Here is a 23,693-nt window from a genome sequence, read left to right on the forward strand (position 1 = left end):
GCTCGCTCCCACAGGAAATCGCGGTCGTTGTGGGAGCGAGCCTGCTCGCGAATGGAGGCGACGCGATTCCTTATAGACCCCATTCGGATCCACCATGAAACGCTACGAAAAATTCGCCGACGACATCGCTGAACTGATCCGCTCCGGCGTCCTCGGCCCTGGCCAGCGGGTACCGTCGGTGCGCTATGCCAGCCAGGCTTACGGGGTCAGCCCGTCGACCGTGTTCCAGGCCTATTACCTGCTCGAACGCCGTGGCCTGATCCGCGCCCGGCCGCGCTCCGGTTACTTCGTCAACGCCCATACACCGAGCACATTTTCCGAGCCGGTGATTAGCAGTCAGGTCAACGAATCCACCGAAGTCGACGTCAGCGAACTGGTGTTCTCGGTACTCGATTCGATCAAAGACCCCAACACCGTGCCCTTCGGCTCGGCCTTCCCCAGCCCGACGCTGTTTCCGCTGCAACGCCTGTCGCGCTCCCTGGCCAGCGCCGCGCGGGAGATGGATCCGCGCATGGTCGTCACCGACATGTCGCCGGGCAACCCGCAACTGCGCCGACAGATTGCCCTGCGCTACATGGTCGGCGGGCTGATGCTGCCGATGGAAGAGCTACTCATCACCAACGGCGCTCTCGAAGCGCTGAACCTGTGCCTGCAAGCGGTGACCGAGCCCGGCGATCTGGTGGCCATCGAGGCCCCGGCGTTTTATGCCTGCCTGCAAGTGCTGGAGCGCCTGAAGCTCAAAGCCGTGGAAATCCCCGTGCACCCGCGTGACGGCATCGACCTCGGCGTGCTCGCGCAGACTCTGGAACGCCATCCGATCAAGGCCTGCTGGTGCATGACCAGTTTCCAGAACCCGATGGGCGCGACCGTGCCCGAGGCGAAGAAACAGGAACTGGTCGAACTGCTGCGTCAGCATCAGGTGCCGCTGATCGAGGACGACGTCTACGCCGAGCTTTATTACGGGCAACAGGCGCCAAAACCGGCCAAGGCTTTTGATACCGAAGGATTGGTCATGCATTGCGGCTCGTTCGCCAAAAGCCTCGCGCCCGGTTATCGCATCGGCTGGGTGGCGGCCGGGCGTTTCGCGCAGAAGATCGAGCGACTGAAGCTGATGACCTCGCTGTGCGCTTCGATGCCGGCGCAAGCGGCAATTGCCGATTATCTGCAACACGGCGGCTACGATCGGCATCTGCGCAAACTGCGTTATGCCCTGGAAGAACAGCAGAGCGCGATGCTCGCGGCGATTGCTAGGTATTTTCCGGCGCAGACCCGCGTCAGCCAGCCGGCGGGCGGCTACTTTCTGTGGCTGGAATTGCCGGAGCAGATGGATTCGCTGAAGCTGTTCCAGATGGCCCTGGCACAAGGCATCAGCATCGCGCCGGGGCCGATATTCTCGCCGACCCAGCGTTTCAGAAATTGCATTCGCTTGAATTACGGCAGCCCGTGGACCGAAGAATCGGAAAAGGCCATGGAGACGTTGGGGCGGATTGTGCGGTCGTTCTGAGGGATAGATGTTGTCTGGACTGGCCCCTTCGCGAGCAGGCTCGCTCCCACATGGGGTCTGCATTCACAAATCAACTGTGGGAGCGAGCCTGCTCGCGAAGAGGCCGGCATTAACACTGCAACTCCACCGGTTTACCGCCCACCCCCCAAATCCACAAACGTCCCGGTCGCATACGAAGCCTTGTCCGACAGCAACCAGACAATCGCCTCCGCCACTTCATCCGGCCGCCCGCCCCGGGCCATCGGGATGGCCGATTCGAGTTTACTGACACGATCCGGATCGCCGCTCAAGGCATGGAAGTCGGTGTAGATGTAGCCCGGACGCACGGCATTGACGCGAATGCCCTCGCCCGCCACTTCTTTCGACAGACCGATGGTAAAAGTGTCGAGCGCGCCTTTGGATGCGGCGTAATCAACGTACTCGTTCGGCGAACCGAGGCGTGCCGCGACCGAGGAGACGTTGACGATGCTGCCGCCCTGCCCGCCGTGTTTGGGCGACATGCGCAGGATCGCGTGCTTGGCGCAAAGGATCGGCGCCAGCACGTTGGTTTTCATGATTTTGAGGATGCGGAATTCGGACATTTCATCGACTCGCGACTTCTGCCCGACGGTGCCGGCGTTGTTGACCAGCGCGGTAACCCGGCCCAGTTCGGCGTCGACGCGCTGAAACATCGCGATCACTTCGTCTTCGATGCTGACATCGGCGCGAACCGCGATGGCCTGGGCGCCCAAGGCGCGAACCTGCTCGAGCACGCTGTGTGCGGCCTGTTCATCCGACTGGTAGTTGATGCAGATCCGGTAGCCCTGTTCGGCTGCCAGCAATGCCGTAGCTGCGCCGATTCCGCGCCCGCCACCGGTGATGACAATGACTTTATCCATGCTGGCCTTCCCCCACGTGCACACGTAACAGTCGGGGCCAAGAATAACTGCCATTCATGGCTTTTGCATGGGTTCTATGGTGTTGCCGCCACCCCCTGTGGGAGCGAGCCTGCTCGCGAAGAACGATGACCCGGTCTTTCAGACCACCGCCAGCCGTTGCCCACGCAAGATGTCCTGCATGAAGCGCTCCGCCGGCATCGGGTGGCCAAGCAGATAGCCCTGCAGCGAATCACAGCCTAGTTTGGTCAGGAAATCCTGTTGCGCGCCGGTCTCGACACCCTCGGCGACAATCCGCAAGTCCAGCGCCTGCCCCAGCGCGACAATCGCCGAGACGATCGCCGCATCATCGCTGTCGTGCTCCAGATCACGGACGAAACCGCGATCAATCTTCAGCTCATTGGCCGGCAATCGCTTGAGGTACATCAGGCTGGAATAACCGGTGCCGAAGTCGTCGATCGACAGGTCGACGCCCATGTCCGACAACTCTTGCAGGACGGTCATGCTCGCGTCAGCGTCGCTCATCGCTGTGGTTTCAGTGATTTCCAGGGTCAGGCTGTTGGCCGGCAAATGGTGGGTCGCCAGCGCCTTGGCCACGCTTTGCACCAGCCCGGCATGGCAGAACTGCAAGGCCGAGAGGTTCACGGCGATGCGCCAGTCGGTGTAACCGAGCACGTACCATTCGCGCATCTGCCGGCAGGCTTCGTTGAGCACCCATTCGCCCATCGGAATGATCAGCCCGGTTTTCTCCGCGAGATCGATGAACTTGTCCGGCATCAACATGCCGTGCAGCGGATGCTTCCAACGCAGCAGCGCTTCGGCACCGACCGGACGGCCATTGGCGGCGTCGAATTTGGGCTGGTAATGCAGGCAGAACTGGTTGTGCTCGATGGCCGCGCGCAGGTCCTGCAACAGTTGCAGTTGTTTGCGCGCGTTGGTGTTCATCGACGCATCGAAGAAGCTGTAGCCGTTCTTGCCGCCACCCTTGGCGTGGTACATCGCGGCGTCGGCGTTCATCAGCAGTTCCTGGGCGTTGGCGCCGTTGCCCGGGTACAGGGCGATGCCAACGCTGGCGGAAATCTGCAGATCATGTTCAGCGACGCGGAACGTGCGACCGATCAGGCTGACCTGACGCGCAGCCAGGCTCAAGGCGTCATTGGGCTCGCTCAAACGCACCAGCAGAACGAACTCATCGCCACCGATTCGCGCCAGAGTGTCCTGGCTGCGCAAGTCTTCACGCAGACGCGCGCCGACCTCACGCAGCAATTGGTCACCCATGTGATGGCCGAATGCGTCGTTGACCGGTTTGAAGCCGTCGAGGTCGATGAACATCAAGGCGAAGCAGCCGCCCTGCTCTTCAACTTTTCTGATCGCCTGATTGATGCGGTCGTCGAGCAACATGCGATTGGGCAGACTGGTCAGCGGATCGTGCAAGGCCAGTTGAGTGAGTTCGCGGTTGGCCACGGTCAGCGAGTGCGCCAGATCAGCGGTGCGCGCTTCGAGGCGGGCATCGAGAATCGAGGTCAACAGGGCAATCGACAGCACCGCCAGCGTGGTGACCACGACCAGACTGTCGAGGCCATTGCCCTTCAAGCCATTGAGCGTCGCGCCGCAGAAACTGCCGTCAGGAAATTGCGCCGCCGCCATGCCGGTGTAGTGCATGCCGACAATCGCCACACCCATGATCACCGCCGCGCCGGCACGAATCAGCCGCACATAGGGCGAATGCTGGCGCAGGCGAAAGGCAATCCACAACGCCGCTGCCGAGGCGCCGACGGCAATCAGCAAGGAGGCACTGAACAATGTCGGGTCGTAATCGATGCCCGGGGTCATGCGCAGCGCAGCCATGCCGGTGTAATGCATGGCGCTGATGCCCGCCCCCATGATCAGCGCACCGAAGGCCAGTTGCGCCAGTGGCAGTTTCGGTTGGCTGACCAGCCATAACGCAAAGCCGCAGGACAGCACCGCGATCAATAGCGACAGCGCAGTGAGGGCGAAGTCGTAGCCCAGGTCGATCGGCAATTGGAAGGCGAGCATGCCGATGAAATGCATCGACCAGACGCCAACGCCCATCGCCAACGCCCCGCCCGCCGTCCAGAAATGCACGGCCCGGCCTTTCGCCGTGGCGATGCGCCCAGTCAGGTCGAGCGCCGTGTAGGAAGCCAGAATGGCCACGCACAGCGAGATGAAAACCAAAGTGAAGGAATAGCTGCCGATGAGCATGGACGTTCTCGTGACAAGCCGAAACCGTACTGCTTCCATTCTCGGTCGGGCAAATGCGGCGATTGTACTGATTGCGCGGAAGAACGCACTGACAAAGTAACCAAATTGCCATCAAGCCGATGAAACGCTTGTTCGATCGTCCTACAACGCTCTGCAGTGGGCTTTAAGCACACCTTGTAGAAGCGATCTCACGCCATACACTAATCCCCGTGGGAGCGAGCCTGCTCGCGAAGGCGTCGGCACTTTCAACATCTCGCTCGACTGCCCCCCCGCTTTCGCGAGCAGGCTCGCTCCCACAGGTTCAGCGGTTGTCGCTGACGTCGAGTTGGCCGTCCCAACCGCCGCCCAGTGCGGCGATCAGTTGTACGCTGGCGATCAGTCGGCTCTGCAGAATATTCAGCACACTGCGTTCGTTACTCAGCGCCGTGGCCTGCACCACTACCACGTCGATATAAGCAATCAGCCCGGCCTTGTACTGGTTTTCCGTCAGGCGCAGGGAATCGCGGGCGGCATCCAGCGCTTCCTGGCGCACTGCTGCTTCGTCTTCATACACCTTGAGCTGGACCAGGTAGTTTTCCACTTCGCGGAAACCGTCGAGCACAGTCTGGCGGTAGCGCGCGACGGTTTCGTCATAGGCTGCCTCGCTGCGGTCAACCTCGGCCGAACGAATGCCACCATCGAAAAGAGGTAACGACAGCTGCGGGCCGACCGACCAGAAACGGTTCGGCAGGCTGATCAGGTTTTTCGAGGTACTGCTGCTGTAGCCGCCGCTCAGGCTCAGGGTCAGGTCCGGGTAATACGCGGCTTTCGCCACGCCGATGTTGGCGTTTGCGGCAATCACCGAGCGTTCGGCCGAAGCGATGTCAGGACGGCGTTCCAGCAGTTGTGAAGGCAAGCTCAGCGGTACCTGCGGCAGATTCGGGATGCTCTGGCTTTCGGCAATGCTGAAGTTGGCCGGTGCTTCGCCGGTCAGTACGGCAATAGCGTTTTCAAACTGTGCGCGCTGCCAGATCAGATCGACCAGATCGGCCTGGGTGCTTTTCAACTGGGTTTGCGCCTGCGCCACCGCATCACGCCCGGAAACCCCGGCGCGGTATTGGTTCTGAGTCATTTTCAGCGAGCGTTCATAAGCGGCAACGGTGGCCTCGAGCAGACGCTTCTGCTGATCGATGACGCGCAGCTGCAGGTAGTTCTGCACCAGTTCCGATTGCTGACTCAGACGCATCGCTGCCAGATCGGCAAAGCTCGCCTGGGCGTTGGCCTCGTCGGCCTCCAGCCCACGGCGCAGTTTGCCCCAGACATCGGCTTCCCAACTGACGCCCAGTTGCGCGTTGTAGGTGTCGCGGATGCCGCTTGAGGAACTGCTCAGGCTCGAACTGCTGCTACCGGTGCCCTGACTCGAGCGGGTCTTGCCCAGACTCAGGTCGACGCTCGGGTAAAACGCCCCGCGTGCACTGCGCACCAAGGCCTGCGCCTGACGAAACTGCGCTTCAGACTGGGCGACGGTCTGGTTGGAGCTGTTGAGTTTTTCGATCAAGGCGTTGAGCTGTTGGTCGCCGTACAACTCCCACCAGGCGCCACGGGCCAGCGAGTCGCTGGGATTGGCCTGACGCCAGCCTTCGGCTTCCTTGAACTGAGCGATTTCGGCGGTTTGCGGGCGCTGGTAGTCCGGGCCGACCGCGCAAGCGCTGAGCAGCGCCACGCACAGCGACAGGCTCAACAGGCGCGAGCCGCGAACGGTGGCCAATTGGAGAAGCGAACGGTCAGTCATAGCGGAGTTTCCAGAGCGGCATCAGTGCGCACGCCACGCCATTTGTTGAAGCGATGGCGCAGCTTGTCGAGATAAAGGTAAACCACCGGGGTGGTGTAAAGGGTCAGGACCTGGCTGAACACCAGACCGCCAATGATGGTCAGGCCCAGCGGCTGGCGCATTTCCGCACCCTCGGCACGGCCGAGCAGCAATGGCAAGGCGCCGAGGATCGCCGCCAGCGTGGTCATCAGAATCGGTCGCAGGCGTTGCAGGCAGGCGCTGCGGATCGACTCCAGCGGCGACAGGCCCTCATGCCGCTCCAATTGCAGCGCAAGGTCGATCATCAGGATGGCGTTTTTCTTCACCACGCCGATCAGCAGGAATATCCCCAGCAGGGAAATCAGGCTGAACTCGCCGCCCAGTGCATAGATCGACAGCAACGCGCCAACCCCGGCCGAGGGCAAGGTCGAGAGAATGGTCAGCGGGTGGATGTAGCTTTCATACAGCACACCGAGCACCAGGTACACGGCCAGCAACGCACCGAGGATCATGAACGGCTGGCTCTTCTGTGTGGCCGCGAAAGCATCAGCGGTGCCGGCCATTTTCGCAATCACATCCTCCGGCAGGCCGACCTTGGCAATCGCCCGTTCGATGGCGGCGCTGCCCTGCTCCACGGTCACGCCTTCGGCCATGTCAAAGGAAATGCTTTCGGACGCGAACTGGCCTTCATGGCTGACCCGGTCGTTTTCCAGGCTGTTTTCGTAATGGGCGAACGTCGACAGCGGCACCCGCGCACCGTCAGCGGTTATCACCTCGACCTGCTTGAGCGTCACCGGATCCTGGGCGTATTTCGGATTGACCTCCATCACCACCTGGTACTGGTTGAGGCTGTCGTAGATCGTCGAAATCTGCCGCTGGCTGTAGGCGTTATTGAGCACGGCGGTGACCATGTTCATGTCGACCCCCAGGCGTTTCGCCTGATCACGATCGACAATCAGCGTCACCTGCTGCGCCCCGGCACCTTCGCGGGCATCGATGGCGGTCAGCTCGGGCAAGGCACGCAACGCGGTAACCACTTTCGGGAACCACTTGCGCAGCTCGGCGAGGTCGCCGCTTTGCAGGATGTAGGTGTATTGCGAACTGGTCTGCTCGCGGCCGCCACCAAACTGCAGATCCTGGTCGGCCATCAGCATCAACTGCGCCCCGGGCACCTTGGGCATTTCCTTGCGCAGGCGTTCGATGACTTTCTGCGCCGACAGCTGGCGTTCCTTGATCGGCTTCAGGCGCACGATCATGAAGGCGTTGTTGGTGCCGTTGTTGCCGCCGATGAACCCGGCCACGCTTTCCACCGCTTCATCCTTGAGCACGGCGCGGCGGAAGGTTTCCATTTTTGGCTGCATGACGTTGAAGGACAGACCATCGTCGCCTCGCACGAAACCGATCAACTGGCCGGTGTCCTGCTGCGGCAGGAAGGTTTTCGGCACCACCACATAAAGCGCAATGTTGACGCCAACGGTGAGCAGCAGGCTGAACAAGGTCAGACGTCGATGACGCAATACCCAGTCGAGGCTGGTGGCGTATTTGCCGACCATCCAGTCGTTGGTCTTGTGGCTCCAGCGTTGCAAGCGGTTTTCCTGGCCCGGGGTGTGCGGCTTGAGCCAGCGCGCGCAGAGCATCGGTGTCAGCGTCAGGGAAACCACCAGCGACACCACGATTGCCGCCGCCAGGGTGATGGAAAATTCGCGGAACAGGCTTTCGACCAACCCGCCCATGAACAGGATCGACAGGAACACCGCCACCAGCGAGACGTTCATCGACAGCAGGGTAAAGCCGACCTCCTTGGCCCCGAGGTACGCGGCCTGCATCGGCTTGACTCCCTCGTCGATGTGCCGGGAGATGTTTTCCAACACTACAATCGCGTCGTCCACCACCAGACCCGTGGCGAGAATCAGCGCCATCAGCGACAGGTTGTTCAGCGAGAACCCGTACAGATACATCACCGCGAAAGTACCGACCAGCGACACCGGCACCGCCAGGGTCGGGATCAGCGAGGCGCGGAAGTTACCGAGAAACAGGTAAACCACCAACACCACCAGGGCGACGGCGATCAGCAAGGTCATCTCGGCTTCGTGCAGCGTGGCCTTGATCACCGGCGAGCGATCCATGGCCAGATTGAGTTTGACGCTGGCCGGCAGCACCGCTTGCAGCGCGGGCAACTGCGCCTTGATCTCGTTGACCGTCTCGATGATGTTGGCGCCGGCCTGACGGTTGATCACCAGCAATACCGCCGCGTCGTCGTTGAAGAAACCGCTGTTGTAACGGTCTTCGACGCCATCGCTGACTTTCGCCACATCCTTGAGACGCAATGCGGCGCCGTCGGCGTAGTGAATGATCAGCGACTCGTAATCCTTGGCTTTCTCCAACTGGTCGTTGGCCTGGATCTGCCACAGGCGCTCGCCGTCCTCGACCGAGCCCTTGGGCCGGCGCACGTTAGCGTCGGCAATGGTCTTGCGCACATCGTCGAGGGCCACGCCGTACTGGTTCAGCGCCTGCGGCTCGAGTTCGATGCGCACCGCCGGCAGCGAACTGCCACCGATCTGCACTTCACCGACGCCCTGCACTTGCGACAGGCTTTGCGAGAGGATGGTCGAGGCCAAGTCGTAGAGCTGGCCTTTTTCCAGCACATCCGAAGTCAGCGACAGCACCATGATCGGCGCCTGCGACGGGTTGACCTTTTTATAGGTCGGCATGCTGCGCATCCCGCTCGGCAGCAGATTGCGCGAGGCGTTGATCGCCGCCTGCACTTCCCGCGCCGCGCCGTTGATGTCGCGGTCGAGGTCAAATTGCAGAATCACCCGCGTCGAACCCTGACTGGAGCGGCTGCTCATGGTGTTGACGCCGGCAATCGCACCGAACGAACGCTCCAGCGGCGTCGCCACCGTTGAAGCCATCACCTCGGGACTGGCGCCCGGCAGACTGGCCTGGACGACGATCACCGGGAAATCCATCTGCGGCAGCGGCGATACCGGCAATAGACCGAAGCTGACCCCGCCGAGCAACATGATGGCCAGCGAGAGCAGCATGGTTGCCACGGGGCGTTTGATGAAAGGTCCGGAGAGGTTCATAGCGTCGAGCTCCAAGCTGCATGCTGCGAGCTACAAGCTGTTCCTGCGCGCGCAGGCTGCTGTTTTCTTGCAGCTTGAAGCTTGCAGCTTGAAGCTGCATTCACCACGCCGCTCACACCACCTCTCCCGCGACAGGCTTGGTCCAACGCCGCCCCAACCGATCAAAAGCCAGGTAAATCACCGGCGTGGTGAACAGCGTCAACACCTGGCTCACCAGCAAACCGCCGACCATCACCAGACCCAACGGCTGACGCAATTCAGCACCAGACCCCGTGGCCAGCATCAGCGGCACCGCGCCGAACAACGCCGCCAGCGTGGTCATCAGAATCGGCCGGAAGCGCAGCAACGCCGCTTGATAGATCGCCTCCGCCGGGGCCATGCCCTGGGTGCGTTCGGCGTCGAGGGCGAAGTCGATCATCATGATCGCGTTCTTCTTGACGATACCGATCAGCAGGATGATGCCGATGATCGCGATCATGCCCAAATCGTTGCCACTGAGCAGCAACGCCAGCAAGGCGCCGACTGCTGCCGACGGCAAGGTCGAAAGAATGGTGATCGGGTGGATGTAGCTCTCGTAGAGCACGCCCAGCACGATGTACATGGTCACCACCGCCGCCAGAATCAGCAGCAAGGTACTCGACAGCGAAGCCTGGAACGCTTGCGCCGCGCCCTGGAACTGAGTCTGCACGCCGACCGGCATGCCGATGTCCTGCTGCACTTGCTCGATGATGTCCACGGCATGCCCCAACGCCACGCCCGGCGCGAGGTTGAACGACATCATCACCGCCGGGAACTGTCCGATGTGGGTGATCGCCAATTGCGCCTGACGTTCTTCGACATGCGCCAGACTCGACAGGCGTACCTGCGCACCGTCGGTGGTCTTGACGTGAATCTGATCCAGCGCCTGCGGGCCGATCTTCTCCCCGGCCTGGGCTTGCAGCACCACGCGGTACTGACTGGCCTGGGTGTAAATGGTCGAAATCTGCCGCTGGCCGAACGCGTCGTACAGCGCATCGGTGATATTCGCCACCGACACGCCAAGGCGCGATGCGGCGTCGCGGTCGATCACCAGATAGACCTGCAAGCCTTTGTCCTGCAGATCACTGGCCACGTCGGTCAACTCCGGACGCTGCGCCAGGGCTTCGACCAGACGGCCGCTCCACTGGCTGAGCAATTCGGAGTCCGGCGAAGACATGCTGAACTGATACTGGGTGCGACTGACCCGATCCTCGATGGTCAGATCCTGCACCGGCTGCATGAACAAACGAATGCCGACCAGTTTGTCCAGTTGCGGTTGCAGGCGCGCGATCACTTCGCTGGCCGTCAGATCGCGCTCGCCGTGGGGCTTGAGGTTGATCAGCAAGCGGCCGCTGTTGAGAGTGGCGTTGTCGCCGTCGACGCCAATGTAGGACGACAGGCTCTGCACCGCCGGATCTTCGAGAATGATCTTCGCCAGTTGCTGCTGCCGCTCGCCCATCGCCGCGAAGGAGATCGACTGCGGCGCTTCGGAAATGCCCTGAATGACGCCGGTGTCCTGCACCGGAAAGAAACCCTTCGGCACGATCACGTACAGGAACACGGTCAACGCCAGTGTGCCGATGGCGACCAGCAAGGTCAGCGGCTGATGCTTGAGCACCCAGCGCAGCATCCGCCCGTATTCCTTGATCATCCAGTCGATGAACGCACCGCTGGCGCGGTAGAAACGGCCTTGCTCGTGCTCCTGCGGTTCACGCTTGAGCAGGCGCGCGCACATCATCGGCGTCAGGGTCAGCGACACCACCAGGGAAATCAGGATCGCCACCGCCAGGGTGATGGCGAACTCGCGGAACAGGCGCCCTACCACGTCGGCCATGAACAGCAGCGGAATCAGTACGGCGATCAGCGACAGGGTCAGGGAAATCAGGGTGAAGCCGATCTGCTTCGCGCCCTTGAGCGCGGCCTGCATCGGGCTGTCACCCTCTTCGATGAAGCGTGAAATGTTCTCGAGCATGACGATGGCATCGTCGACCACGAAGCCGGTGGCAATGGTCAGCGCCATCAACGTCAGGTTGTTCACCGAGAAACCGGCGAGGTACATCACGCCAAAGGTGCCGATCAACGACAGCGGCACGGCCACCGAGGGAATGATCGTCGCACTGGCGCGGCGCAGAAACAGGAACGTGACCATGACCACCAGCGCGATAGCGATCAGCAGTTCGTGTTGCACGTCGGTGACCGAGGCGCGGATGGTCTGCGTGCGATCCGTCAGCACCGTGACGTCGAGGCCGGCCGGAAGGTTGTCGGTAATGCTCGGCAGCAAGGCCTTGATGCGGTCGACCACTTCGATAACGTTGGCGCCTGGCTGACGCTGGATGTTCAGCAACACCGCCTGATTCTGGTTGGCCCACGCGGCGAGACGCTCGTTCTCGGCGCCATCGACGATTTCCGCGACGTCCTTGAGCCGCAACGGCGCGCCGTTCTTGTAGGTCAGGATGAGGTTGGCGTAGTCCTCGGGCGAGGTCAGTTGGTCGTTGGCATCGAGCATCGATACCCGGGTCGGGCCATCGAAGTTGCCTTTCGGCTGGTTGACGTTGGAGGCGCCGATGAGCGTGCGCACGTCCGACAGGTTGAGACTGTTGGCCGCGAGCGCTTCGGGGTTGACCTTGATTCGTACCGCCTGACGCTGGCCACCAGCGATGCTGACCATGCCGACGCCGCTGATCTGGGCGATCTTCTGCGCCATGCGCGTATCGACCAAGTCATTGAGCTTGGGCAGCAGCATGGTTTTCGAAGTGATGGCCAGGGTCAGCACCGGGGTGTCCGCCGGGTTGACCTTGTTGTACACCGGCGGCGCCGGCAGGTCGGTCGGCAGCAGGTTGGTCGCGGCGTTGATCGCGGCTTGCACCTGCTGCTCGGCGACGTCCATGTTGATGTCGAGGCTGAAACGCAGGGTCAGCACCGAAGCGCCGCCGGAGCTGGTCGAAGCCATTTGCGTCAGGCCCGGCATCTGCCCGAACTGGCGTTCAAGCGGCGCGGTGACGGCGCTGGTCATTACGTCCGGACTGGCGCCGGGGTACAGGGTCATGACGCGGATGGTCGGGTAATCGACCTGCGGCAGGGCCGAAACCGGCAGCAGGCGATAAGCGATCAGGCCGGCCAGGACAATGGCCAGCATGCTGAGAGTGGTAGCTACCGGACGGAGGATGAACAGCCGCGAAATGTTCATGCGCCCTTCTTGGCCTTGTCAGCGGGGGTCGCATCGGGATTGGCGGCGGATTTACCTTGCAGATGCTCGGTCGGCGAGGTCGGCACTTCGCTGCTGTCATTGACCACTTCGACTTCGCTGCCCTCCTTCAGGCGATCGGTGCCTTCAAGCACAACGCGATCACCCGCGGCGAGGCCTTCGGTGACCACGGTATTGTCACCGTCGCTGGCACCGATTTTCAGTTGGCGAATGGTGACTTTCTTGTCGCCGTCCAGCGCATAGACGAAGGTGCCGTTGGTACCGAACTGGATCGCTGCCGACGGTGCCAGCACTACACCTTTGAGCGTGTCGGCCAGCAAATGGACGTTGACGAACTGGTTGGGAAACAGGGACTGGTCGCGATTGTCGTAGCGGGCCTTGAACTTGAGGGTGCCGGTGGCCACGTCGATCTGGTTGTCGAGGCTTTGCAGCACGCCGGTGGCTTGCAGCTTGGTGTCGCCGCGATCCCACGCTTCGGCAGGCAACTTGGCGCCACTGCGGTAACGGGCCAGCACGGTGTCGAGGCTGTTCTCCGGCAAGGTGAAGGCCACGCTGATCGGTTGCGTCTGGGTGATCACCGCGAGGAACGTGGTGTCGTTGGCGGCGACGAGGTTGCCGACGTCGACCTGACGCAGACCGACGCGACCGGCAATCGGCGCGCGGATCTTGGTGAATTCGAGATTGAGCTTGGCATCGTTGACCGCTGCCTGATTGGTCTTGACCGTGCCCAAGTATTGGCCGACCAGCGCTTCGGCGGTGTCGAGGGTCTGTTTGGCGATGCTGTCTTCTTTATACAGCCCACGATAACGCTCGACGTCGACCTGAGCGTTTTTCAGTTGCGCCTGATTCTGCAGCAACGTGCCTTCGGCCTGGAGCAAAGCATTCTGGTAAGGACGCGGATCGATCTCGGCCAGCAGGTCGCCCGCCTTGACCATCTGCCCTTCTTCGAAATGAATCTTCACCAGTTCGCCGCCTACCCGGCTGCGCACGTTGATGGTATTGAGCGCGGTGACCGTGCCCAGTGCCTTGTAATACAGCGGGAAGTCGCCCTTCACCGCCGGCGCCACACGCACCGGAATCGGCCCGGTACCGCCGCCGAAGCCCGGCCGCATCATCCCCGAGCGCCCGGTATGCCCGGCGGCCGCTTTGTCGCCGCCCGCCTTGTCAGCAGAGCCGGCGGGCCAGAATTTCCAGCACAGGACGGCGATGACCAACAGGACCAGCAGGCTGATCAGCCAGCGACGGGATTTGCGGGGGGACGATTGCATGGAGTTATTGACCATTGGGCGCGTGGGCTTCTATTACGGGAGGCTGAACGATAAGCACTGAGTGGATTTAAGCAAAGCAGCTTTACCGGCAATTTACCTTCCACTTACGTTTCAAGGTGTGAGGCAAAACCCTGATACACAAATGAAAACGGCCTGGACAGGGCCAGGCCGTTAACAATTGTAAAAGCCTTACTTGAGAACGGACAGTGCCGCTTCGTAGTTAGGCTCTTCGGCGATTTCCTTGACCAGTTCGCTGTGCAGAACGTTGTCGTTTTCGTCCAGCACCACAACAGCGCGCGCGGTCAGGCCTTTCAATGGGCCGTCAGCAATGGCCACGCCGTAGTTTTCGATGAACTCGCTGCCGCGCAGGGTCGACAGGTTCTGTACGTTTTCCAGGCCTTCAGCGCCGCAGAAGCGCGCCTGGGCGAATGGCAGGTCAGCGGAGATGCACAGCACCACGGTGTTGCTGATGTCGTTGGCCTGGGCGTTGAACTTGCGCACGGAGGTGGCGCAGGTCGGGGTATCGACGCTTGGGAAGATGTTGAGGACTTTGCGCTTGCCGGCGAAGTCTTTCAGGGTGACGTCGGACAGATTGCCGGCTACCAGGGAAAAGGCTGGCGCCTTGGAACCGGCTTGTGGCAACTGGCCGTTGACTTGAACCGGATTGCCTTTGAGGGTGACTTGAGCCATGACTTGAGTCCTTCTGTTTTTGATTGGAAAGCATGCAAGAGGCGGAAGTTAACCACGAAATCGGCTGACGACCTATGCCCCGTTGGAAATTGTTGGGCGCTCGACTGCGAGATTGTATACAACCTCCCTGTGCGAGCGAGCCTGCTCGCGAAATCAGGTATCGATATCAGAAACGTGTGTCAACTGGGCTACCGCTTTCGCGAGTAGGCTCGCTTCCACGGAAGTTTGCAGTGCCGCCACAACCACCTTCGATTAAGCCCGGCTCCGACGATTAGAGGTGTGATATGTGCACCGCGTCCCCCGCACCAACGAATTAATTCCTTCGACTGGCTAACTCCCGATTAGCTGCTAGTTTCAGAAGGACGTGTCCTACAGGCTTGATAAGCAAAGGGATAACGCAGTAGCGGCGCGACGGTGCTCAGTTGTCCGGAAAAACACCATGGAATCGGGAATGATCTGCAGTCGAGCCGGGAATAGAGGATTTCTGCCGGGGCCGGGTGGCGCGGCGTTCGCCATGCTCAAGCCACGGAGCGGGCGTCTCCTCATCTTGCTGTGCCTGGGCGTCAGTCCATCGCTGTTCGCCGCGGAAGGTGGCGTCGGCCGGCCGATCACGGGCCAGCAAGTATTCGCCAATGCTGGCATCGTGCCGCCGGAGCCGGGCTGGGTAATGTCGTTGACCAGCATCTGGTACGACGGCTCGCTCAAGGGCAGCGACGGCGCACCGATTTCCGGCGCGATCAGTGGCGGGATCGACGTGAAAGTCTCCTACACCATGGCCAACTTCACCCATGTCTGGAACACCGGCAAGGGCCGCTGGAATTTCGCCTCGGCAATGGGCCTGCCGGTGCAATACACCGACATCAAGGCGAGCATCACCGGCCCGCGCGGGCGCACTTTGGGTGACAGCGATTCCGGCACGCAGTTTGCCGATGCGCTGATCACCCCGATCGCCGCTGGTTATCACTTCGACGAACTCAATCATCTCTCGCTGTCGCTACCGATCTACGTGCCGACCGGCGCCTATAACAAGGATCGCCTGGCCAACCCCGGACAGAATAACTACACATTCATGCCAACCGTGGCCTTTACCCACCTCGACGGCAAGGGCGGCGAGTTCACTTGGTCCAGCGGGCTGGAGTTCTACACCGAGAACGACGCTACCGACTATCGCAACGGCAACATCTTCACCCTCGACGCCCTCTGGACTCACGGCTTGGGCAATGGCTGGAACGCCGGACTTGCCGCCGGCTACGTGCAGCAACTGACCGACGACAAAGGCCAGACCGCCGATGTCTTCAATGGCTATCGCGGCCGTTCGGTCGGCGCCGGCCCGGTGGTTGGCTGGGCCGGAAAGTTCGCCGATGCCCAGGCCAATATCAGCGCGCGCTGGGTGCCGGAGTTCGACACCAAGAACCGCCCCGAAGGCAATGGTTTCAGCGTCAATCTGACCCTGGCGTTTTTCTAGACCCGGACACAAAGGACTGCCCATGACAGCGCTCACCGACCTCAACGCCCTGCAAGCCAGCATCGCCGAAGCGGTGCTCGGCCAGGATCAAGTCATCCGGCAGATTCTGCTCGGGCTGTTGGCCAACGGTCATTTGCTTCTGGAAAGTCTGCCCGGGCTGGCCAAGACACGCACGGTCAAGGCACTGGCCAAACACCTTGACGCCAAGATGAGCCGCATCCAGTTCACCCCCGACCTGTTGCCTTCGGACATCACTGGCGCCGAGGTGCTGCACCAGGTCGAGGGCAAAAACGAGATCCGATTCCAGCCCGGCCCGCTGTTCGGCAATCTGATCCTGGCCGACGAAATCAACCGCGCCCCGGCCAAGGTCCAGGCGGCGCTGCTCGAAGCCATGGAGGAGCGCCAGATCACGGTGGCCGGCAACAGCCATGCGCTACCGGAGCTGTTCATCGTGGTGGCGACGCAGAACCCGATCGAGCAGGAAGGCACCTACCCACTGCCGGAAGCGCAGATGGACCGTTTTCTGATGAAGGTGCTGCTTGATTACCCCAGCGCCGAAAACGAAAGCCAGGTGCTGCGCCTGCTGCGCAACGAAGAGTTTGCCCAAGGTGCGAGCACCACGCTGGTGAAGAATTTCACTTTGCCGCAAGAGGTGATTTTTGCTGCGCGCAAGGAAGTCAGCGCGGTGCACGTTTCACCGGCCATCGACACTTACCTGATTGACCTGATCAACGCCACCCGCCACCCCGCCGACTACGACGAAGACCTCGCACGCTGGATCGCCATTGGTGCCAGTCCCCGTGGCGGCATTGGCCTGGACCGCTGCGCCCGCGCCGATGCGTGGCTGCAGGGGCAGGATTTCGTTTCGCCGGACAACGTCCGCGCCGTGGTCCATCCGGTGTTGCGCCATCGTTTGCAGCTGAGTTACGACGCGGTTGCCGATGGCGTCAGCGCCGATCAGGTGCTCGACCGGATTCTCGACAAAGTGGCGATTCCCGCATGAACGACGAAGGTCTGGTCTACGTCTCTCTCGCGCAACTGATGGCGCTGGAGTTCAAGGCCCGTGACCTGAGTTTTCTTGCCCGCCAGCCGCAGGGCAGCATACTCGCCGGCAACCACGCCTCACGGCTGCGCGGACGCGGGCTGAACTTCGACGAGTTGCGCCGCTATCAACCGGGCGACGACCTGCGCCACCTCGACTGGCGCGCTTCGTTGCGTACCGGCAAACCGGTGGTGCGCACTTTCACCGAAGAACGCGACCGCCCGGCCCTGATCGTGGTCGACCAGCGCATGTCGATGTTCTTCGGCTCGCAGCGCAGCTTCAAATCGGCAGTCGCCGCCGAACTCGCCGCGCTGGCGGCGTGGATGGTTTTTCACGCTGGGGATCGGGTTGGCGGTCTGGTCTTCAACGACCAGCGTATCGACAGCATCGCGCCGTTGCGCAGTCGCAAGCGTGTCGAAGCGCTGCTCAGCCGCGTAGTGCAGCAAAACCGCGCGCTGAACGCCGGTAATCCCGACGCCGAAGATGAGGACCAAATGGACAAAGCCTTGCAGCGCTGCCTCGGTGTGGCCGGGCACGACCACTTGATCTGCATCGTCAGCGACTTTGCCGGTGCCGGTGACCGCACCTTGCAATTGATGCGGCAGCTGTCGGCGCACAACGATGTGATTGCCTTGCAGGTCTATGATCCGCTGGCACTGAAACTGCCGAACAACGGTCGACTGCTGGTCACCCAGGGTGAGTTGCAGGTCGAACTGGCGATCGAGAAACGTAACGTGCAGCAGCCGCTGGGGGATTTTCTCAGCGGGCGGCTCAAGGACGTCGCCACCCTGCTGCGCCGCAGTCAGGTGCCGCTGATGATGATCAGCACCGCCGAGGACGCCCATGGGCAACTGCGCGCCGAACTCGGCAAAAGCGCCGGGGGCGCGCGATGAACCGGAATATCCCCAGCATCGATCAGCTCAAGGAGCTGGCCCTGCCCGCGCCCGTCAGCTATGCGCCGCAAACCTGGGGCTGGTGGCTGTTGCTGGCGGTGCTGATATTCGCCGCGCTGTTGCTAGGCCTGCGCAGATACTGGCAATGGCGCCGCGACCGCTATCGCCGTGAAGCCCTTGCCCGACTCGCACAGTTGCGCGGCCGCAGTGACGATCTCAATGCCCTGCGCGAATTGCCAGAGCTGCTCAAACGCACGGCCCTCTCCATGCCCACTCGATCGCGGCGCTGGAGTGCATTCCCTGTGGGAGCGAGCCTGCTCGCGAAGACGTCAGCGCATGCAATACCTCAATCCACTGACACAGCGCTTTCGCCAGCAGGCTCGCTCTCACAAGGGCCGGCGGCGCTTGGCAAAGATGACTGGCAGGAATTTCTGCAACGGCATTGCAAAAACAGAATGCCCGCCGACTTCAGCACTCAACTGGCCCAACTCGCCTACGCGCCGGACCCCGTATTGCGCGCCCTCCCCGCAGCGCAACGGCAAATGCTCTTCGACAGCTGCCAATACTGGGTGGAGCATCACCATGTGGCAGCTTGATTACCCTTGGCTGTTGCTCCTGCTGCCGCTGCCCTGGCTGGCTTACCGCTTTTTGCCCGCTTACAACGAAGCCCGCAGTGCCGTGCGCGTACCGTTTTTCAGCGCGATGAGCCGCGCGGTCGGCGAAGCGCCGGGCACTGCGGGCAGTCGACGCAATCGCTGGCAACTGCTGCTGAATGTGCTGGTGTGGGCGCTGATCCTGCTGGCCGTGTCGCGCCCGGTGTACGTCGAAAAGCCGATCGAACGCCAGCAACCGGTGCGCGATCTGATGCTCGCCATCGACCTGTCGCAGTCGATGGAAACCGAGGATTTCACCAATGCTCAGGGCGAAAAAATCAATCGCCTGGCGGCGGTCAAAGGCGTGGTGCAAGGCTTTATCGACAAACGCAAGGACGACCGCATCGGCCTGATCGTATTTGGCAGCGGTGCCTACCCACAGGCTCCACTGACCCTCGATCACGCCAGCCTGTCGTTGTTGCTGGCCGATACCGGGATCGGCATGGCCGGCGCCAACACAGCGATCGGCGATGCGATCGGGCTCAGCCTGAAATTGCTCGACAAGGCCCATGAGCAGGAAAAAGTCCTGATTCTGCTGACCGATGGCAACGACACCAGCAGCGCGATCACCCCGGATCACGCCGCCGAAATGGCGGCCAACAAAGGCGTGGTCATTCATACCATCGGCATCGGCGACCCCGACGCTTCCGGCGAAGCGAAGGTCAATCTGCAAGGTCTCGAACAGATCGCCAACACCACCGGCGGCCGCTTCTTTCGCGCCGAAGACCGCGCGGCACTGGATCAGGTCTACAACACCCTCGACCAGCTCACTCCGCATCAGGTGAAAACCCTCAGTCATCAGCCGCAACGGGAATTGTTCTACTGGCCGCTGAGTGCAGCATTGCTGTTGTTGGCGCTGTATCAGCTCGGCGCCCTGTTACGGCCGAACCTGACGGTTGCGCGGCAGCGGCAGGAGGCCTGAAATGGAGATCAACCTGAGCGATTTGCACTTTCTGCGCCCGCTGTGGCTGTTGCTAGCGCTGTTCGGCGCAATGCTGCCACTGATCTGGCGTCGTAGCCGCGACCTGCAAAAACGCCTGCGCGGCAATATCGCCGAACACTTGCTGCCGCACTTGTTGATCACCCCGCAGGATCACCAGCGCTGGCGCCCGGTGCACCTGCTCTGTGCGCTGCTGATCCTCGGCGCACTCGCCGCGGCCGGGCCAACGTGGGAACAGGATCGCCCGGACTTTCTCGAGAACCGCGCACCGTTGATCGTTGCCGTCGACCTTTCGCCGTCGATGGACGCCAACGATGTGCAGCCGACGCGGCTGGAGGCGGTCAAGCACAAGCTGCATGATCTGCTGCAACGTCGCGCCGCTGCGCGGACCGCACTGATCGCCTATGCCGGCAGCGCGCATCTGGTGTTGCCACCGACCGACGATCCGGCGCTGCTCGACAGTTTCATCCAGGCCCTGGGCACGGGCTTGATCGACAAACCGGGCAAGAACGTCGCCGCCGTGATCGATCAAGCGAAACGCTTGCTCAGCGCCGAGAACACCCCGGGCAGTCTGCTGCTGATGACTGATGGGGCCGATACCACGCAACTCGATGATCTGCAAAAACACCTCGACGGCAGTGCCTTGCAGGTTCTGGTTCTGGCGGTGGGCAGCGAAGACGCGGGCGTCATTACTACCGCCAGCGGCCAGCCGAAAATCGACAGCAGCGGACGACCAGTGCTCGGCAGTTTCGATCAAGCGGCCCTCAAGCAATTGGCCTCGGCCGTCGACGCGCCGCTCGGCAGCCTGACCCTCAATAACGATGATCTGGAGTGGATCGAGTTGCACGCCCGCCAACACTTCCAGAGCGCCAGCGCCGAACAGCGCGAATTGCACTGGAAGGACGCCGGTTACTGGCTCTGCTGGCCGTTGCTGTTACTGGCGCTGTTCAGCGTACGCAAAGGCTGGAGCGTCAACTGGATGCCGGCGCTGTTTTTGGCCGTAGGGTTGGGCTGGCCTGGGGCGCCGGCGCAGGCCAACGCCCTCACCGATGCGTTTTTTACCCGCGACCAACAAGGCCGCTGGGCGTTTGAGCATGATCGTTTGCCCGAAGCCGCAGCGCTGTCCGTCGACCCGTACTGGAAAGGCGTCGCGGCCTATCACGCTGCCGATTACGACTTGGCAATGGCGACCTTTGCCCGTTTGGACACGCCGCAGGCGTACTTTTACCTGGGCAACATTTACGTGCGCCGCTTCAAGTTCGATCAGGCGATTGCTGCCTACAGCCAGGCGTTGAAACTGCAGCCGCAATTTCCCGAAGCGAGCGCCAATCTGGCCTTGGCTCAGGCACTGCTCAAGGACACCGAAAGCGCAGAGAAAAACGCTCCGCAAACCAAACCCGATGAAGTCAAATTCGACAAGGCACCCGGTAAAGGTCAGAGCAAAAAGGTCGAGACCCAGCAAGCGGCGTCCGACGCGCTGTGGCTGGAGAACCTGACCACCTCGCCGGCGAAGTTTCTAAGGCAGAAGTTCAGCTTGCAGGATCAGCAGGGAGATCGGCCATGAACCGTATCGCGGCCTTCGCGAGCATGCTCGCTCTCACAGGAAAACCGTGGACTCCAAGTGGGAGGGAGCCTGCTCGCGAAGAGGCCCGGACGCTCAGCGCAAAGCTCAGCGCCCTGCTGCTAACCAGCCTGCTCTCTCTGAATGTTTCTGCAGCCCCAGCGCAACTGAAGGTCCAGGCTCACCTCAACCCCGGCGAAGGCGCGATGGTCGGCGGTCTGGTCGAACTGCAACTCGACGTGCTCACCGACACCTGGTTCACCAGCGCCGCCGCCCTGCCCGATCTGCAACTCGACGGTGCGCTGGTAATGCCGCCGAACGGCCAGGCGCAGCATCTGAACCAGACCATCGATGGCCAATCGTTCAATGGCTTGCGCTATAGCTATCTGATCACGCCCAACGTCGCGCGCAGTTTCGATATCCCGGCGCTGACCGTACGCGCCACACTGGGCCAGGCCACTGAAGAAATCAGCGCACAAAGCCAGCCGCTGAGTTTCAGTGCAGCCCAGCCGCCCGGTTTCGCGCCCGGGGAGACGCCTCTGGTCGCCAGTGGGTTGCGCTTGAAACAGATCGTTACCAATTCGGCCACACCGCTGAAAGTCGGCGACAGCATCACCCGTGAGCTCACCCTGCAAGCCGATGGCGCGCTGGCGATGGCCCTGCCGATTCCGACCTTCAGTGATGTCGACGGCTTGAGTCGCTACGCGAAGACGCCACAAGTCACTGCGCTGGATGATGGTCGCGGCAATATCCTCGGCGGCCAACGTGTCGACAGGGCCAGCTATCGCATCGACAGTGCCGGTACTTACACGCTGCCGGCGATCCGCGTGAAATGGTGGGACGCCTCTGCGAAGCAGATACGTAGCGCTGAGGTGCCGGCCGTGAGCTTCGAGGCCGCAGCCAACAACGCCTATAAACCGGTGTTTTCGCTCGCCGAAGACCTCAGGCAACTGCAACAGAATCACTTGCACTTCTCCAGCCGCTGGCTGCTCTGGCTGGCGCTGGCGGTCGGCCTCGCCGTCGGTGTGTACTTGCTGCGGCCCGTCGCCGTTCGCGCCCATCAACGCTGGCTCGCACATAAACGGGCGAAGCAATTGGCCTGGCAGCATTCGCCCGCTTTCGCCTGGCAACAGATCGCCCCGCAACTGCAAGCCAGGCCGGCGCAACTGACCGCGCTGTACTTGTGGCTACGGCGCAGTCGTCTGGGCTTGAAACTCACGGGCGCCGGGCCACGTTTGCAGGGTTTGTTACGCGGGCTTTACGGCCGTCAGTCTGCCGCCGATCAAACACTTGTTCAGCTTCGCCAATCGTTGTCTACGCTTCACAGTCAGGTCGCCCGCCAACAGGCGAAACCCGCACCGGCCCTGCGCCCGCTCAACCCTGTGCATGAGAAGGATTTCACATGATCAACCCGTTGCTGCGTCGCCAACGTTTCGGTCTTGCCCTGCTGCTGACACTGGTTCTGCCCCTGCTGGCACAGGCGAATGAACCGCTGCCGTCGTGGAATGACGGCCCGGCCAAAAAGAGCATTATCGAGTTCGTCCAGGCCGTGACCGACCAGAGCAGCAAGGACTTCGTCAAACCGGCCGATCGCATCGCTGTGTTCGACAATGACGGCACCTTGTGGAGCGAACAACCGGCGTACTTCGAATTGCTGTTTGCCTTCGACGAGGTCAAGCGCACCGCCGCACAACACCCCGAATGGAAAACCACCCAGCCGTTCAAGGCGGTGCTGGAAAATGATCACAAAGCCCTTGCCGCGTCGGGCATGGAGGGTTTGCTGAAGATCGTCGGCGCAACCCACAGCGGCATGACCACCGAAGCCTTCGATGACTACGCGAAAACCTGGTTCAGCCAGGCGCGCCACCCGAAAACCGGCAAGCCCTACACGGAAATGATCTTCCAGCCGATGCTGGAAATGCTCGACTACCTGCGCAGCCAGAACTTCAAGACCTACATCGTTTCCGGCGGCGATACCGGCTTCATGCGCGCCTTCGCCGAGAAGGTCTACGGCATCCCGCCGGAACAGGTGATCGGTACCACGTTCGTCACTTCTTACCAGTTCAAGGACGGCAAAGCGTCGATCGTGCGCACGCCGAAAGTTGCGCACAACGACGACGGTCCGGGCAAACCGGTCAGCATCGATGCGGTCATCGGTCGGCGGCCGATCCTCGCCTTTGGCAACTCCGACGGCGACCTGCAAATGCTGCAGTGGACCGCCGCCGGGCCGGGCAAGCGCCTGATGGGGCTGGTGCACCACACCGATGCCAAGCGCGAGTGGGCTTATGACCGGCAATCGAATATCGGCCGACTCGACAAGGCCCTCGATGAAGCGAATTCCCGTGGCTGGACGGTGGTGGACATGGCGTCGGAATGGCGCCGGATCTATCCGTTCGATCCGCCGGCAACTGAGCAGGTGCAATAAGAAAGCGTAATGCAGGAGAGCAGTAAACGTTTGTCGCAAAAAAACGACCCCCGTGC

General features: G+C 61.7%; 16 protein-coding genes. 9 read left to right on the forward strand and 7 right to left on the reverse strand.

Annotated features, from left to right (window positions below):
• Positions 1–94: 94 nt before the first annotated feature.
• Positions 95–1,504, forward strand: a complete 1,410-nt coding sequence (gene mapR / locus KVG85_RS07590) for a GntR family transcriptional regulator MpaR (protein WP_071172353.1) — start codon at positions 95–97, stop codon at positions 1,502–1,504.
• A gap of 131 nt (positions 1,505–1,635) precedes the next feature.
• On the opposite strand, the gene KVG85_RS07595 is transcribed toward mapR, so the two are convergent.
• The 7 genes from KVG85_RS07595 to tpx form a co-directional block, all read right to left on the reverse strand.
• The gene (locus KVG85_RS07595) at positions 1,636–2,382 is read right to left on the reverse strand and encodes an SDR family oxidoreductase (protein WP_024012870.1); all 747 of its coding nucleotides are present in this window, start codon (positions 2,380–2,382) and stop codon (positions 1,636–1,638) included.
• A 138-nt stretch (positions 2,383–2,520) separates the two neighbouring features.
• The gene (locus KVG85_RS07600; RefSeq protein ID WP_217863457.1) at positions 2,521–4,602 is read right to left on the reverse strand and encodes a putative bifunctional diguanylate cyclase/phosphodiesterase; all 2,082 of its coding nucleotides are present in this window, start codon (positions 4,600–4,602) and stop codon (positions 2,521–2,523) included.
• A gap of 301 nt (positions 4,603–4,903) precedes the next feature.
• Complete coding sequence (locus KVG85_RS07605; protein WP_122507276.1) at positions 4,904–6,373, reverse strand: efflux transporter outer membrane subunit; 1,470 nt, start codon at positions 6,371–6,373, stop codon at positions 4,904–4,906.
• A complete protein-coding gene (locus KVG85_RS07610; protein WP_041480999.1) occupies positions 6,370–9,477 on the reverse strand; it encodes an efflux RND transporter permease subunit in 3,108 nt (1,035 codons plus the stop codon). The genes KVG85_RS07605 and KVG85_RS07610 overlap by 4 nt, the downstream gene beginning before the upstream one ends.
• A 112-nt stretch (positions 9,478–9,589) precedes the next feature.
• The gene (locus KVG85_RS07615) at positions 9,590–12,682 is read right to left on the reverse strand and encodes an MdtB/MuxB family multidrug efflux RND transporter permease subunit (RefSeq protein ID WP_041481000.1); all 3,093 of its coding nucleotides are present in this window, start codon (positions 12,680–12,682) and stop codon (positions 9,590–9,592) included.
• Positions 12,679–13,983, reverse strand: a complete 1,305-nt coding sequence (locus KVG85_RS07620; protein ID WP_217863458.1) for an MdtA/MuxA family multidrug efflux RND transporter periplasmic adaptor subunit — start codon at positions 13,981–13,983, stop codon at positions 12,679–12,681. The genes KVG85_RS07615 and KVG85_RS07620 overlap by 4 nt, the downstream gene beginning before the upstream one ends.
• Before the next feature lie 174 nt (positions 13,984–14,157).
• On the reverse strand, positions 14,158–14,658 hold the full coding sequence (tpx, locus tag KVG85_RS07625) for a thiol peroxidase (RefSeq protein ID WP_071172346.1): 501 nt from the start codon (positions 14,656–14,658) through the stop codon (positions 14,158–14,160).
• A gap of 514 nt (positions 14,659–15,172) precedes the next feature.
• On the opposite strand from tpx, the gene KVG85_RS07630 reads away from it, so the two are divergent.
• From KVG85_RS07630 to KVG85_RS07665, 8 genes are read left to right on the forward strand one after another with little or no spacing between them, the layout of a single operon-like run.
• The gene (locus KVG85_RS07630) at positions 15,173–16,123 is read left to right on the forward strand and encodes a SphA family protein (protein WP_217864946.1); all 951 of its coding nucleotides are present in this window, start codon (positions 15,173–15,175) and stop codon (positions 16,121–16,123) included.
• 22 nt (positions 16,124–16,145) lie between these two features.
• Positions 16,146–17,126, forward strand: a complete 981-nt coding sequence (locus KVG85_RS07635) for an AAA family ATPase (protein WP_217863459.1) — start codon at positions 16,146–16,148, stop codon at positions 17,124–17,126.
• Entirely contained in the window at positions 17,123–18,058 is a 936-nt protein-coding gene (locus KVG85_RS07640) for a DUF58 domain-containing protein (protein ID WP_217863460.1), read from the forward strand. Before KVG85_RS07635 ends, KVG85_RS07640 begins: the two co-directional genes overlap by 4 nt.
• On the forward strand, positions 18,055–18,654 hold the full coding sequence (locus tag KVG85_RS07645; RefSeq protein ID WP_217863461.1) for a DUF4381 domain-containing protein: 600 nt from the start codon (positions 18,055–18,057) through the stop codon (positions 18,652–18,654). The genes KVG85_RS07640 and KVG85_RS07645 overlap by 4 nt, the downstream gene beginning before the upstream one ends.
• The gene (locus KVG85_RS07650; protein WP_217863462.1) at positions 18,641–19,633 is read left to right on the forward strand and encodes a vWA domain-containing protein; all 993 of its coding nucleotides are present in this window, start codon (positions 18,641–18,643) and stop codon (positions 19,631–19,633) included. The genes KVG85_RS07645 and KVG85_RS07650 overlap by 14 nt, the downstream gene beginning before the upstream one ends.
• Position 19,634: 1 nt before the next feature.
• Complete coding sequence (locus KVG85_RS07655) at positions 19,635–21,215, forward strand: VWA domain-containing protein (RefSeq protein ID WP_217863463.1); 1,581 nt, start codon at positions 19,635–19,637, stop codon at positions 21,213–21,215.
• Entirely contained in the window at positions 21,212–22,618 is a 1,407-nt protein-coding gene (locus KVG85_RS07660) for a BatD family protein (RefSeq protein WP_217863464.1), read from the forward strand. Before KVG85_RS07655 ends, KVG85_RS07660 begins: the two co-directional genes overlap by 4 nt.
• A complete protein-coding gene (locus KVG85_RS07665; protein ID WP_217863465.1) occupies positions 22,615–23,637 on the forward strand; it encodes an HAD family hydrolase in 1,023 nt (340 codons plus the stop codon). The genes KVG85_RS07660 and KVG85_RS07665 overlap by 4 nt, the downstream gene beginning before the upstream one ends.
• Positions 23,638–23,693 lie beyond the last annotated feature (56 nt).

The organism is Pseudomonas triticicola (assembly GCF_019145375.1).
GTDB classification, from domain to species: Bacteria; Pseudomonadota; Gammaproteobacteria; order Pseudomonadales; family Pseudomonadaceae; genus Aquipseudomonas; species Aquipseudomonas triticicola.